General features: G+C 72.2%; 14 protein-coding genes. 5 read left to right on the top strand and 9 right to left on the bottom strand.

Annotation, left to right across the window (positions count from 1 at the left end):
• Positions 1–41 precede the first annotated feature (41 nt).
• Positions 42–899: an esterase/lipase family protein gene (locus tag ACZ5NW_RS27130; RefSeq protein WP_468746537.1), complete on the top strand. Its 858-nt coding sequence runs from the start codon at positions 42–44 to the stop codon at positions 897–899.
• A gap of 163 nt (positions 900–1,062) precedes the next feature.
• A complete protein-coding gene (locus tag ACZ5NW_RS27125) occupies positions 1,063–1,512 on the top strand; it encodes a GNAT family N-acetyltransferase (protein ID WP_468746536.1) in 450 nt (149 codons plus the stop codon).
• Between the two features lie 9 nt (positions 1,513–1,521).
• On the opposite strand, the gene ACZ5NW_RS27120 is transcribed toward ACZ5NW_RS27125, so the two are convergent.
• The gene (locus ACZ5NW_RS27120; RefSeq protein ID WP_468746535.1) at positions 1,522–1,656 is read right to left on the bottom strand and encodes a hypothetical protein; all 135 of its coding nucleotides are present in this window, start codon (positions 1,654–1,656) and stop codon (positions 1,522–1,524) included.
• A 141-nt stretch (positions 1,657–1,797) separates the two neighbouring features.
• Between ACZ5NW_RS27120 and ACZ5NW_RS27115 the strand changes: the two genes are divergently transcribed.
• Complete coding sequence (locus ACZ5NW_RS27115; RefSeq protein WP_468746534.1) at positions 1,798–2,421, top strand: class I SAM-dependent methyltransferase; 624 nt, start codon at positions 1,798–1,800, stop codon at positions 2,419–2,421.
• Between the two features lie 49 nt (positions 2,422–2,470).
• On the opposite strand, the gene ACZ5NW_RS27110 is transcribed toward ACZ5NW_RS27115, so the two are convergent.
• Both ACZ5NW_RS27110 and ACZ5NW_RS27105 read right to left on the bottom strand, forming a co-directional pair.
• The gene (locus ACZ5NW_RS27110; RefSeq protein ID WP_468746533.1) at positions 2,471–2,974 is read right to left on the bottom strand and encodes a ribonuclease FAU-1 family protein; all 504 of its coding nucleotides are present in this window, start codon (positions 2,972–2,974) and stop codon (positions 2,471–2,473) included.
• Complete coding sequence (locus ACZ5NW_RS27105; RefSeq protein WP_468746532.1) at positions 2,955–3,884, bottom strand: GNAT family N-acetyltransferase; 930 nt, start codon at positions 3,882–3,884, stop codon at positions 2,955–2,957. Before ACZ5NW_RS27105 ends, ACZ5NW_RS27110 begins: the two co-directional genes overlap by 20 nt.
• 107 nt (positions 3,885–3,991) lie before the next feature.
• Between ACZ5NW_RS27105 and ACZ5NW_RS27100 the strand changes: the two genes are divergently transcribed.
• Positions 3,992–4,363: a GntR family transcriptional regulator gene (locus ACZ5NW_RS27100; RefSeq protein WP_468746531.1), complete on the top strand. Its 372-nt coding sequence runs from the start codon at positions 3,992–3,994 to the stop codon at positions 4,361–4,363.
• Between the two features lie 76 nt (positions 4,364–4,439).
• Here ACZ5NW_RS27100 and ACZ5NW_RS27095 read toward each other — a convergent pair whose 3' ends face one another.
• The 5 genes from ACZ5NW_RS27095 to ACZ5NW_RS27075 all read right to left on the bottom strand — a co-directional run bounded on the left by ACZ5NW_RS27095 (position 4,440) and on the right by ACZ5NW_RS27075 (position 9,118).
• A complete protein-coding gene (locus ACZ5NW_RS27095; RefSeq protein WP_468746530.1) occupies positions 4,440–5,207 on the bottom strand; it encodes a DUF72 domain-containing protein in 768 nt (255 codons plus the stop codon).
• A 23-nt stretch (positions 5,208–5,230) separates the two neighbouring features.
• Positions 5,231–6,328: a DUF5925 domain-containing protein gene (locus ACZ5NW_RS27090; protein WP_468746529.1), complete on the bottom strand. Its 1,098-nt coding sequence runs from the start codon at positions 6,326–6,328 to the stop codon at positions 5,231–5,233.
• A gap of 134 nt (positions 6,329–6,462) precedes the next feature.
• Entirely contained in the window at positions 6,463–7,263 is an 801-nt protein-coding gene (locus tag ACZ5NW_RS27085) for a polysaccharide deacetylase family protein (RefSeq protein ID WP_468746528.1), read from the bottom strand.
• Complete coding sequence (locus ACZ5NW_RS27080) at positions 7,260–8,291, bottom strand: glycosyltransferase family 2 protein (protein WP_468746527.1); 1,032 nt, start codon at positions 8,289–8,291, stop codon at positions 7,260–7,262. The genes ACZ5NW_RS27085 and ACZ5NW_RS27080 overlap by 4 nt, the downstream gene beginning before the upstream one ends.
• A complete protein-coding gene (locus tag ACZ5NW_RS27075; protein ID WP_468746526.1) occupies positions 8,288–9,118 on the bottom strand; it encodes a glycosyltransferase family 2 protein in 831 nt (276 codons plus the stop codon). The genes ACZ5NW_RS27080 and ACZ5NW_RS27075 overlap by 4 nt, the downstream gene beginning before the upstream one ends.
• Before the next feature lie 636 nt (positions 9,119–9,754).
• On the opposite strand from ACZ5NW_RS27075, the gene ACZ5NW_RS27070 reads away from it, so the two are divergent.
• Positions 9,755–10,561, top strand: a complete 807-nt coding sequence (locus tag ACZ5NW_RS27070; RefSeq protein WP_468746525.1) for an SGNH/GDSL hydrolase family protein — start codon at positions 9,755–9,757, stop codon at positions 10,559–10,561.
• Between the two features lie 6 nt (positions 10,562–10,567).
• Here ACZ5NW_RS27070 and ACZ5NW_RS27065 read toward each other — a convergent pair whose 3' ends face one another.
• A complete protein-coding gene (locus ACZ5NW_RS27065) occupies positions 10,568–12,181 on the bottom strand; it encodes a serine/threonine-protein kinase (protein ID WP_468746524.1) in 1,614 nt (537 codons plus the stop codon).
• Between the last annotated feature and the right edge of the window lie 22 nt (positions 12,182–12,203).

The following is a 12,203-nucleotide window of genomic DNA, read 5'->3' as shown; positions in this document are numbered from 1 at the left end:
GCCCTCGCACCTTCCCCCTTGAGCCGCAAGGAGATCACCCGATGCTGCCCTGGAAGCGAGTGTTCAGACCGCTGGCCGCACTGCTGCTGGCCGCCGCGGTCGTCACCCTCCCCACCGCCTCCGCCCACGCCTCGACGACCACGAGTGGCTGGAACGACTACTCCTGCAAGCCGTCCGCCGCCCACCCCCGCCCCGTCGTCCTGGTCCACGGGACCCTCGCCAACTCCGTCGACAACTGGCTCGCTCTCGCGCCCTACCTGGAGGACCGCGGCTACTGCGTCTTCTCCCTCGACTACGGCCAGCTCGACGGCGTGCCCTTCTTCCACGCCCTCGGCCCCATCGACCAGTCCGCCGCCCAGCTCTCCACCTTCGTCGACAAGGTGCTCAGCGCCACCGGCGCCGCCAAGGCCGACCTCGTCGGCCACTCCCAGGGCGGCATGATGCCCCGCTACTACCTCAAGTTCCTCGGCGGCGCCGCCAAGGTCGACTCCCTGGTCGGCATCGCGCCCAACAACCACGGCACCACCCTCAGTGGGCTGACCCATCTGCTGCCGTACTTCCCCGGCGCCGAGAAGCTGCTCACCCTGGCCACCCCCGCCCTCGCCCAGCAGATCGTCGGCTCCGACTTCATGACCAGGCTCAACGCGGGCGGCGACACCGTCCCCGGCGTGCACTACACGGTCATCGCCACCCAGTACGACGAGGTGGTCACACCGTGGCGGACCGCGTTCCTCAGCGGACCCGACGTCAAGAACGTGCTCCTGCAGGACCTCTGCCCGCTCGACCTCTCCGAACACGCCCTGGTCGGGCTGACCGACAGGATCGCCTTCCACGAGGTGGCCAACGCGCTCGACCCCGCCCACGCCACCGACACCACCTGCGCGTCCGTGTTCAGCTGAGCCACCCCGCCACCGCGGCCTGACCGGCCTGAGCCGCCGGTCAGGTCCCGCGGTGCCGGATCCACGAAACCGTGAAATCCCCCGCCGCAGGAGGCCCCTGGCGATCTTTATGGTCGCCTTAAGGGAGTGCTCAGCGTGAGATCAGGTAGATACCGTGCGGGGCATGACGAACGAGGAGATCAGAACCGCCACGGCGGCGGACGTGCCGGCGGTGCGCACCGTGACCGACGCCGCCTACCACCACTACATCGAGCGCATCGGCGTGGTGCCGCAGCCCATGGAGGCGGACCACGCCGCCGATGTGGCCGCGGGGCGGGTCTTCGTGACGGGGGATCCGGTCGTCGGCCTCGTCGTGCTGGAGGCGCGTGCCGACCACCTCTTCCTCGACAGCATCGCCGTCCACCCCGACGCCCAGGGCACGGGCGCGGGACGGCGGCTGCTGGAGTTCGTCGACACACGCGCGCGTGCGCTCGGCCTGCCCGAGGTCAGGCTCTATACGAACGCCCTGATGTGGGAGAACCAGCGGATCTATCCGAAGTACGGCTACGACGTCGTGGAACGACGTGTGGACGGGCCCTACGACCGCGTCCATTACCGCAAGCGGCTGACCTGACCGGCAGGCTCAGCCGTCCGGCCACCAGGTGCGCGCGATGTCCTTGCGGACCTCCGGGCGTCCGGCGGGGCGCTCGTCGGCCTCGTCGCGCACCTTGCGGCTGTCGGTCCTCTTCAGGGGCTTCTGCAACGTCACACGGCGCATGGCTGCCTCCTTGAGGGACTACCGAGTTCCGCGTTCTCACGGAGATAGACCCTTTGGAGGAGAGTTCCTCATCGACCACCGGTCTGTCAGTGGCGGCTGTCACGATTCGGACTGTCAGTGGTGGCTGTCACCCTTGGGGGCATGACGAACGCGAGTGACGACAGCATGACGACGAGTGTCGACTGGGACGCCGAGGCACCCGGCTTCGACGACGAACCCGACCACGGCCTGCGCGACCCCAAGGTGCGCGCGGCCTGGGCGGACCGGCTGCGCGGCTGGCTGCCCGGGCGCCCCGGCGACCTCCTCGACCTGGGCTGCGGCACCGGCAGCCTGTCGCTCCTCGCGGCCGCGCAGGGACACCGCGTCACCGGCGTCGACAGCTCGGCCCCCATGCTCGACCGCGCCCGCGCCAAGCTCGCCGGGCATGACGCGGAGTTCCTCCTCGGTGACGCCGCGGCACCCCCGGTGGGGGAGCGCCGCTTCGACACCGTGCTCGTCCGGCACGTGCTGTGGACCCTCCCCGACCCCGCGCGCGTCCTGCGCCACTGGCGTGGCCTGCTCCGGCCCGGGGGACGTTTCGTGCTGGTCGAGGGCGTGTGGGGCACGCTCACCCCGGTCGGCATACCCGCCGACCGACTCACCTCCCTGCTGACCCCGCTCACCGGGCACGTACGCGTGGAGCGGCTGTCCGAGGACCCGGCGCTGTGGGGGAAGCCGGTGGAGGACGAGCGGTACGCGGTGGTGGGGGTCCTGGGCCAGGAGTGACCCCAGGCTGGTCCGGCCCGGGCAGGAGCGACCCCGGGCCGGTCCCGCCCTAGGTCAGGAGCGGCTGCAGGCCGTCCGGGTCCCTCGCGAGTCTCTCCAGGTCGTCGAGGGCCCTCACTGCGGCCGCCGCGGCCTCCGGGTCCCGTTCGGCCAGGCCGCTCTCCGCGAACTCGTCCTCGTCCAGCCGCCGTACGTCCGAGCCGTCGGCCGAGCGCCACAGGTCCAGGTCGAGGTCCTCGACGATCAGCTCGCCGCCCGAGAGCGTGGCCGGGCGGGTGATGTCGCAGTACCAGCCCTTGAGCGCGCCGGACGCGGCACGGACCTCCTTCACGGCGTACCAGCGGTCCCGCCAGTAGTACTCCGTGAAGACGTCCCCCGGCTCGAAGCGCACGAAGCCGAAGTCCCGTACGCCCTCCCCGGCCCAGGCGGCCCGAACGGCGACCCGGATGCCGTCGTCGGAGAGCAGCTCCGCCGCGTAACGGATCTTCGTGCGGCCGCCCTTGACGAGGACGACGTCCACCGGGGCGGCCGTCTCAGCCGAGTTCGCGGACATAGCGCACCTCCGTCGCGCAGACCTCGTAGCCCAGCCACTTGTTGATCGCGAGCATCGGCCCGTTGTCCGTGTCGTTGCCCGTGTACGCCTCCGTGATCCCGGCGGTGCGAGCGCGGTGCAGGGAGTCGGCCTTGACCAGCTTGGCCAGGCCGCGGCCGCGGAAGGCGCGGGCCGTGCCGGTCATGGCCGTGTGATAGCGGGCGGCCCCGTCCGTGTAGGCCACGGAGAAGGCGACCGGACGGCCGTCGGCCACCGCGACCGACGTCAGGTCCAGGCTGAGCAACGGGTGCTTCCAGTGGTGCTCGACCCACGCCTCGTAGTCCGTGAACTCGGTGGCGATGTCGCCGGGTTCGTCGGACACCGTCTCCGCGTCCAGCTGGAACAGCGGTCGCGGGTCGTCGGCGAAGTCGGCGGCGGTGCGCAGCTCGACGCCCGGCGGGACGTCCTGGAGCGGGGGCAGGGTGCCGTGCGCCAGGTCCAGCCGGAGGAAGTGCGCCGCGCGGCTCGGGCCATAGCCACGGCGTACCGCGAACGCGCGGTTGTCCGGCTCGTCCAGCACCCAGGCGAACGCCTTGGTCACGCCCAGCGCGGCCAGATGCTCCTCGCAGGCCTGCACCAGCAGGGTGCCCGCACCGCGCCGCCGCCGCTCGGCCAGCGTGTACACGGTGAGGTGGCCCTGCCCGGGCTCCGGGCTGTCATGGGCCAGACCGACCTGCGCGGCGCCGACGATCTCGCCGTCGTCCACGGCGACGAGCTGCCGGAACCGCGCGTCGGGATGGACATGGGCGAGGTCGTGCAGCACCGACTCCGGGGTGGACAGCATGAACGGCAGGGCGAGCCGGCGGACCCGGGAGAAACCCTCGGCGTCGGCTCGTGCGTCGGGACGCAGATCGCGTACGGACATGGTCATGGAGGCGCACGCTACGGGGGGACGCGCCGGGGTGCCTCCCATTTTCCGCCTCGCCTTCTCCAGCCGGCACGGAACAACTTCTCCCGCCGGTACGGGACAATCGCAGCGTGACCTTGAAGATCCACATCGACGACAGCGCCCCGCCGTACGAGCAGGTGCGGGCGCAGATCTCCGAGCAGGCGCGGTCCGGCGCGCTCCCGGTGGGGTACCGGCTGCCGACCGTGCGGGGACTGGCCGAGTCGCTGGGGCTGGCGGTGAACACCGTCGCCAAGGCGTACCGGGCGCTGGAGACGGACGGGGTGATCGAGACGCGGGGGCGGCACGGCACGTATGTCGCCGCCGCCGGCCCGGCCGCGCAGCGCGAGCTGGCCGCCGCCGCGCAGGCGTACGTGGAGCGGGCCCGTCGGCTGGGGCTGGGGGAGGAGCAGGCACTGGCCACCGTGCGGGACGCCCTGCGGGCGGCTCACGAGGAGAGCTGAGCCCAGCCCCAGGCCGCCTCGGGCCGCGGCTCACCAGGAGGGCTGAGCCCGGCCCCGCGCCCGCCTCGGGCCGGGATCACCCGACCGGCTCCAGTTCGGTGCGTGTCGGGCGTAGGCCCGCTCTTCTCGCCGTGCGGGCGAACTGTTCCGCGTTGCGCACCGCGGCCCCGCCCGGGTCGTTGTTGAAGTAGGCGTACACGTCGTCCCCGGCCCGCCAGGTCGTGGCGATGCGGTCGATCCATGTCTCCAGGGCGCGATGGCCGTACTGCGGCCAGGGGTGCGCCCGGCCCTCGTGGAAGCGGACGTAGCCCCAGTCGGTGGTGCGCCACAGCGGGGTCGTCGGGCGGGCGCGGGCGTCCGCCCAGCACAGGGCCGCGCCCCGGGACTCCAGCACCGACCGGACCTCGGGCGTCCACCAGGAGTCGTGGCGCGGTTCGACGGCGACCCGGGTGCCGCGCGGGAAGCGGGCCAGGCAGTCGTCCAGCAGCTCCGCGTCCCCGCGCAGGGTGGGCGGGAGCTGGAGGAGGACCGGGCCGAGCCGGTCGCCCAGGCCCGCCGCGTGGCTCATCAGCCGCTCCACCGGCTCCCGGGGGTCCTTCAGCCGCTTGATGTGGGTGAGATAGCGGCTCGCCTTCACCGCGACCACGAAGTCGCCCGGCACCCGGTCCCGCCACGCCGTGAAGGTCTCCTTCGTCGGCAGCCGGTAGAACGCGTTGTTGATCTCTACGGTGGCGAAGTGGGTGGCGTACTCCTCCAGCCACCGGCGCGTCGGCACGTCCGGCGGGTACAGGACGCCCTTCCAGTCCTTGTACTGCCACCCGGATGTGCCGACGTACAGGGGCATACCTCCATCAAAGCACCCCGGATCTAGAGATACAGCCCCGCGTCCGACGTCTCCCGCGGCTCCGGCAGCGAGGTCGGTGAGGTGCCCCGGCGCAGGGCGTACAGCTCCGCCAGGGTCGCCCCGTCGCGGCCGACGCCCTCCTCGGTGCCCAGCCACCGCACCGCCTCGGCGCGGTCGAGCCGGCCCACCTCGATCCGGGCCAGGCAGCGGCCGGGGCGGACGACGGCCGGGTGCAGACGCTCCAGGTCCTCGTTGGTGGTGACGCCGACCAGGACGTTGCGGCCCTGGCCGAGCAGTCCGTCGGTCAGGTTGAGCAGCCGGGACAGGGCCTGTCCGGCCGTGTGCTTGGCCTCGCCGCGGATCAGCTCGTCGCAGTCCTCCAGCAGGAGCAGCCGCCAGCGGCCCTTGCCCGTCGCGTCCTCCTCGCCGATCGCGATGTCCATCAGATAGCCGACGTCGGAGAACAGCCGCTCCGGGTCCAGGACGCAGTCCACCTGGCACCAGTCCCGCCAGGAGCGGGCGAGGGTGCGCAGCGCGGACGTCTTGCCGGTGCCGGGCGGGCCGTGCAGCAGGAGCAGCCGGCCCGCGATGTCCTGCGGGGTCGTCGCCATCAGGCGGTCCATGGCGTCCGCGACCGGCGCGGTGTAGTTGGCGCGCACCTCGTCCCAGGTGCCCGCGGAGATCTGGCGGGTGGTGCGGTGCGGGCCGCGGCGCGGGGAGACGTACCAGAAGCCCATCGTCACGTTGTCCGGCTGGGGTTCGGGCTCGTCCGCCGCGCCGTCCGTGGCCTGGTTCAGCACCTGCGCGGCCAGTTCCGCGCTGGTCGCCGTGACGGTGACGTCGGCGCCCCGGTTCCAGCGGGAGACCAGCAGCGTCCAGCCCTCGCCCTCGGCCAGGGTGGCGCTGCGGTCGTCGTCGCGGGCGACGCGCAGCACGCGGGCGTCGGGCGGCAGCAGGGTCGCGCCGGAGCGCACGCGGTCGATGTTCGCCGCGTGCGAGAACGGCTGCTCGCCCGTCGCGAAGCGGCCGAGGAACAGCGCGTCGACGACGTCGGACGGCGAGTCGGAGTCGTCGACGGTGAGCCGGATCGGCAGAGCGTCGTGGGGGTGTGCGGCAGACATGCCGCCATGATCGGGCAAGCGGGCCCCCTGTGCACCCGGTTTCCGCAGTGCGCGTGGAGTGTCGGCTGTGTCCGGTACGTTCCGCTGCCGCCGGTGCCCGTCGCGAGGCGGGTGCGAGGGCACCGGCGGGTGGGTCAGACGAGTGTGGCGGCGGCGGTCCGGCCGAGCCGCCGGGTCCGGCGGACCACGGCGTATCCCTTGGTCAGGGCACGGTCCTTGGCGAAGGTGCGGGTGATCGCCCGGCCGTCGAGAAGCCGTTCGAACTCGTCGGCGGTCGTGCGACGCCGTACGGTCACCCGCCGCAGGGCGTACGGTCCCTGGGCGCGGCGGGCCAGCGCGTTGCCGACGGCGAGGGCCTGGGTGAAGCCGTTCTCGCGCACCGCCGTCCGCACCCGGCGACTGGAGTAGCCGAACGGATAGGCGAACGACACGGGCAGGGCGCCGAGTTCGTCGGCGACGATGTCCCGGCAGCGGGTCAGCTCGGTGCGCAGGGTCCGGTCGTCGAGCTGGTCGAGCTGGGGGTGGGTGTGGCTGTGGCCGCCGATCTCGACACCGGCGGCGGCCAGTTCGCGCACCTGCCGCCAGTCCAGCATGGTGTCGGGGGCGCCACCGGTGTCGTACGCACCCCGGATCCAGCCGGTGGAGACGAACAGGGTGGCCGGGAAGCCGTGTTCGGCGAGGGCGGGGAGGGCGTGCCGGTGCACCCCCTCGTATCCGTCGTCGAAGGTGATCAGGACGGGGCGCGCGGGCAGCGGCCGGCCCGCGCGCCAGCGGGCCGCGAGCGTGGCGGTGGTGATCGGGGTCAGCCCCCGTTCCGCGATCCGCGCCAGCTGCGCGGCGAACGCCCGCGGGCTCACCGACAGGGCGCGGGTGGCGTCGTCCGGCTCGGCGGCGACCGCGTGATACATCAGGATCGGCACCGGCGCGGGGCTCATGCGGCGGTCTCCTGTTCCGTCCCGGCCGCCGTCCCGATCTGCTCGACCTCCTCCGGGTCGATCCGTACGACGTGGAAGCTGGTGCCGTGGCGACGGGCCCGGACGCTGCCCACGAGGTAGCCTCCGGCCGCGGTGAGCACCCCGGCGACGATCGCGCCCGCCCGGCGGGCCCCGCCGCGCCGGGCCAGGGCGGCGTCGCGCAGTCCGCGCGCGACTCCGGCGGGCAGCACCCGGGTGGTGTACTGGCGTTCGGTCTCCAGCCCCTTGTCGACGCCCACGCTGCGGGCGACCAGCGCCTTGGACAGCCCCTCGGCGTACGCGCGCGTGCGGAAGTACCCGAAGTGCTCCCGCGCCTCGGGCACCTTGTGGTGGATCACGGCTCTGTCGTCGACGAGCAGGATGGCGTCCGGTCTCGCGCGCCCGAGCCGGATACAGAGCTCGGTCTCCTCGCCGCCCAGCGGACGTCTGTCGTCGTCCCGGCCGATGCCGGTGGCGAACCCGCCGACCAGGTCGAACGCCTCGCGCCGGAAGGAGGCGTTGCCGCCGAGGATGTTGCGTACCCGGACCCGGCCGCGCGGCAGGCCCAGGTAGGAGCAGCCGACCACCCAGTCGAACTCCTCGGGGAACCACACGGGCCGCTTCCCGGAGGACCACACGGGCTCGCACCGCCCGCCGACGGCCAGCACCCGGGGGTCGCTGTAGGGGTCGGCGAAGCGGCGCAGCCAGTCCTTCTCGGCGACGGCGTCGTCGTCGAGGAAGGCGATGACCTCGCCGCGTGAGGCGGCCACCCCGGTGTTGCGGCCGGCCGACAGGCCGCGCGGGCCCGCGTTGGGCAGCACCCGCACCTCGTCGGTCTCCTTGAACTCCCGCGCCAGCCGGTCCAGGAGGCCCGGGTTGTGGTCGACGACGACGAGGGTCTCCAGCGGCGGGTGGCTCTGGGCGCGCACGGAGGCGACGGCGGCGAGGATGTCCGCCCAGCGGTCGTCGGTGTAGACGCAGATCACCACGGAGATGCCGATCGGGATCACGACGCCTCTCCCCGCGCCGAGTCGAGCAGCGGCGAGCGGTTCGGGCGGCGGCGCAGCGCACGCCGGTTGGAGCGCTCCTTGAGGATCACCCGCAGCACGCGCAGCCCGTCGCGCACGGCGCGCAGATTGCTGACGCCGTGGATGCGCAGGTACTCGTGGCTGGGGATCTCCTGCACCCTCAGCCCGGCCTTGACGACCCGGATGTTCATCAGGGTCTCGACCTCGAAGCCGGTGCAGTCGAGCTCGATCTTGTCCAGGCAGTGCCGCCAGAAGGCGTTGTAGCCGTAGCACAGGTCGGTGTAGCGGGCGCCGAACTTGCGGTTGACGACGGCGCACAGCGCGCGGTTGCCGAGCCGGCGGATGAAGGTCATGTCGTCGGTGCCGCCGCCGTTGGCGAAGCGGGAGCCCTTGGCGAAGTCGGCGCCGGAGACGAGGGCGGAGACGTACGACACGATCTCGCTGCCGTCGGCCGAGCCGTCGGCGTCGACCATGACGATGATGTCGCCGCTGCACGCCTCGAACCCGGTGATCAGGGCGTCCCCCTTGCCCTTGCCCCGCTGGCCGACGACCTTGACGCCGGGCCACAGTTCGCGGGCGACCTCGACGGTGTCGTCGGTGGAGTTGCCGTCGACCAGGACCACCTCGTGGATCCAGTCTGGCAGGCTCTTGAAGACGTACGGAAGGTTCTCCGCCTCGTTCATGGCGGGGATGACGACGCTCACCGGCGGCGCGATGGCCAGGTGAGAGGAGATCGGCCGGTAGGCGCCGGCGGGTGGGTGATCGTGGTGGTCCTGGCTCGATGTCGCGGGCTGCAGAACGGAACTCATGAGTCTGGTCCCTCTCGTCCGGTGGGCCGCCCGCCCCTGGGCGGCCCGGATCCACGTCCGGTTCGAAAGGGGGGTTTCTCACCTCCCGCGCTCGCGGGCACGGCGGAGCCGGCCCCGCTCACGCCGGGTGAGCTGGCAAAGCAGGTCGGTCATGGAAAGACGGCCGACCGGTCGCGCGGCACGGCTCGGTCACCGGTGCGGTCACCGAGCACGGCACCCCCCTACCGCGCCCCGCCCCGGATTCCGTCGCGGTCCTTGAGCCCTCCCCTGAGCCGCGTGCTGACGGACCGATGCGGGTGAGTTGTCTGACGGTATTGATGATTGCGCCTGTATGGCAAGGCCTGGAAGGAGGCCTCACGATTTTGTTCGTTTGACCGTTACACTACGGGTCGTCCCGTCGCGGTTCCCGAGTTTTCCGAATTTTCCTCGCTGAGCGTGAACTTACTGTTACGCAGACGGAGTTGACGACGCGTCTGCGGCCGGCGAGAGGCGCCAAGAGGGCGCGTACACCCGAGCCGCACCCCTAATGCACCCGGAACATCGCATTCACCCCCTTATTTTTGGCATGGACACTTCCCGTCAACACGCGTAGTTGCTACGACAGTTATGGCAGAGATCCTGCTAAAGGGAGGTTCCATGAGACGTTCCCGAATCGCGGCATTCGTCAGCTCCGTCCTCCTCGCCGCCGTGGCAGCCCTCACCGGGGCGGCCACGGCGCAGGCATCCCCTCTCGCTGCCACCGGCGGTTATGTGGCCCTCGGCGACTCCTACTCCTCCGGTGTCGGCGCGGGCAGCTACATCAGCTCCAGCGGCGACTGCAAGCGCAGCACGAAGGCGTACCCCTACCTGTGGAACGCCGCCAACTCACCCTCGTCCTTCACCTTCGCGGCCTGCTCGGGCGCCCGAACGGATGACGTTCTGGCGAACCAGCTCGGCGGCCTGTCCTCGTCCACCGGCCTCGTCTCGATCAGCGTCGGCGGCAACGACGCCGGGTTCGCCGACGTCATGACGACCTGTGTGCTCAGCTCCGACAGCACCTGCGTCGACCGCATCAACACCGCCCGGGCCTACGTCGACTCGACGCTGCCCGGCAAACTCGACAACGTCTACTCGGCGATCAGCGCCAAGGCACCCAACGCCCACGTGGTCGTACTGGGTTACCCCCGCTTCTACCTGCTCGGCGCCACCTGCCTCGGCCTGTCCGAGACCAAGCGCAAGGCCATCAACGACGCGGCCGACTACATGGACGCCGCCATCGCCAGGCGGGCCACCGCCCACGGCTTCGCCTGGGGCGACGTCCGCACCACCTTCACCGGCCATGAGATCTGCTCCGGCAGCTCCTGGCTGCACAGCGTCAACTGGCTCAACATCGGTGAGTCGTACCACCCGACCGCGTCCGGTCACTCGGGCGGCTATCTGCCCGTGTTGAACGCCAACGACTGAGGACGATCAAGCACTCGGCGAAGCCGAGGAAGCCGAAGGGGAGGCCCCGCCCGTCGGGGTCTCCGTCTCGCACGTCACCGAGAACGCCACCTGGTTCGACGTCGCCCGCTTCGGCTCGCGCACCTCCACCCCGAGCGCGTTCTCGTACGTCCCGCCCTCGGCGTACGTCGTCACGATCACCCGGGCCCGCTCGGTCTTCGCGCCCCCCTCGGGGAAGTCGAGCGTCTTCCAGCCGTCCCCCACGACATCCCCGCTCCGCGTCACCCAACGATAGCTGACCCGCGCGGGCAGCCGGCCCACCGTGATGGTCGCGGTGAACGCGGGCGCCCGCTCGTCCGGCGGCGGACAGGAACCCGTGTAGTCCGTGTGCGCGCCCGCGACGACGACCGACACGGACTGCGCCGGGGCCGCCGAGGTCGTACGGCCACGGGGACTCGGCGAAGCGGTGTCCGCGCTGCTCGACCCGCTCGGCGTCGCGGCCGGACTCACCACCACGGAGGGGCTGCTGCCGCCTCCCGTGGTGTCGCCGCCGCCCCCGCGGTTCAGCAGACCGTACGTCAGCCCGGCCACCGCCAGCGCCAGGACGATCACCCCGATGATCAGCAGGGCGGCGGAACGCCGGTCGCGGCGCGGACCGTCCGGCGGCGGGCTCGACGGCTGCGCGGAGGCCGCCGGGACCGGCCACGGGGGCGTCGGCGGCTCCTGGCGCAGCGGCTCGGTGGGCGCCGTCGGCGGATACGGGTACGGCGTCGTCGGCAGGGTGCCGGCGCCGTACCCGCCGCCGGAGGGCATGCCCCCGGCCGCCACCAGCCGCAGGTCGTCCTCCGCGCGATTGGCCGGCAGCCGCTCCTCGGGATCCTTGCGCAGCAGACCCTCGATCACCGGGGTGAGCGGACCGGCCCGAAGCGGCGGCGGCAACTCCTCGTCGACGATGGCGCGCAGGGTGCTCAGCGGCGTGTCGTGGCGGAACGGCGAGTTGCCCTCGACGGCCGCGTACAGCAGCACACCGAGGGACCACAGGTCCGACTCCGGGCCGGGGGTGCGCCCCAGCGCCCGCTCCGGCGCGAGGAACTCCGGCGAACCGATCACCTCGCCGGTCATCGTCAGCGCCGAGCTGCCCTCGACCGTGGCGATGCCGAAGTCGGTGAGCACCACCCGGTCGTCGTTCGTCAGCAGCACATTGGCCGGCTTCACGTCCCGGTGCAGCACCCCCGCGTCGTGCGCGGCGCGCAGCGCGTTCAGCACCTCCGCCCCGATGTAGGCGGCGCGCCGCGGGTCGACCGGTCCCTCGGCGTCCAGGAGGTCGGCGAGCGAGATGCCACGGATCAGCTCCATGACGATCCAGGGGCGGCCGTCCTGGGTGACCACGTCGTAGACCGTCACCACATTGCGGTTCGCGACCCGGGCGGCCGCCCACGCCTCGCGCTCCAGGCGGGCGTACATGCGCTCCACGTCCGCCGTCGGCAGCCCGGCCGGGGCGCGCACCTCCTTCACGGCGACCTCGCGGTGCAGCACCTCGTCGCGGGCCCGCCACACCGTGCCCATGCCGCCCTCGCCGAGCGGGGACAGCAGGCGGTACCGGCCCGCGATCAGACGTTCACTGCCCGGCTCTTCGGACACGGCCGTCCCCCATTCGCATCCC

It is taken from the genome of Streptomyces sp. NPDC032126, assembly GCF_055580085.1.
The sequence above is the reverse complement of the archived record's forward strand: the minus strand, read 5'-3'. Positions and strand labels throughout refer to the sequence as shown.

What these genes read in the sequence shown, in the direction of transcription:
- ACZ5NW_RS27110 (WP_468746533.1), bottom strand. Translation starts at nt 2,974, where the DNA reads ATGTCCGCGAACTCGGCTGAGACGGCCGCCCCGGTGGACGTCGTCCTC.
- ACZ5NW_RS27115 (WP_468746534.1), top strand. Translation starts at nt 1,798, where the DNA reads ATGACGAACGCGAGTGACGACAGCATGACGACGAGTGTCGACTGGGAC.
- ACZ5NW_RS27105 (WP_468746532.1), bottom strand. Translation starts at nt 3,884, where the DNA reads ATGACCATGTCCGTACGCGATCTGCGTCCCGACGCACGAGCCGACGCC.
- ACZ5NW_RS27130 (WP_468746537.1), top strand. Translation starts at nt 42, where the DNA reads ATGCTGCCCTGGAAGCGAGTGTTCAGACCGCTGGCCGCACTGCTGCTG.
- ACZ5NW_RS27085 (WP_468746528.1), bottom strand. Translation starts at nt 7,263, where the DNA reads ATGAGCCCCGCGCCGGTGCCGATCCTGATGTATCACGCGGTCGCCGCC.
- ACZ5NW_RS27120 (WP_468746535.1), bottom strand. Translation starts at nt 1,656, where the DNA reads ATGCGCCGTGTGACGTTGCAGAAGCCCCTGAAGAGGACCGACAGCCGC.
- ACZ5NW_RS27075 (WP_468746526.1), bottom strand. Translation starts at nt 9,118, where the DNA reads ATGAGTTCCGTTCTGCAGCCCGCGACATCGAGCCAGGACCACCACGAT.
- ACZ5NW_RS27070 (WP_468746525.1), top strand. Translation starts at nt 9,755, where the DNA reads ATGAGACGTTCCCGAATCGCGGCATTCGTCAGCTCCGTCCTCCTCGCC.
- ACZ5NW_RS27095 (WP_468746530.1), bottom strand. Translation starts at nt 5,207, where the DNA reads ATGCCCCTGTACGTCGGCACATCCGGGTGGCAGTACAAGGACTGGAAG.
- ACZ5NW_RS27125 (WP_468746536.1), top strand. Translation starts at nt 1,063, where the DNA reads ATGACGAACGAGGAGATCAGAACCGCCACGGCGGCGGACGTGCCGGCG.
- ACZ5NW_RS27090 (WP_468746529.1), bottom strand. Translation starts at nt 6,328, where the DNA reads ATGTCTGCCGCACACCCCCACGACGCTCTGCCGATCCGGCTCACCGTC.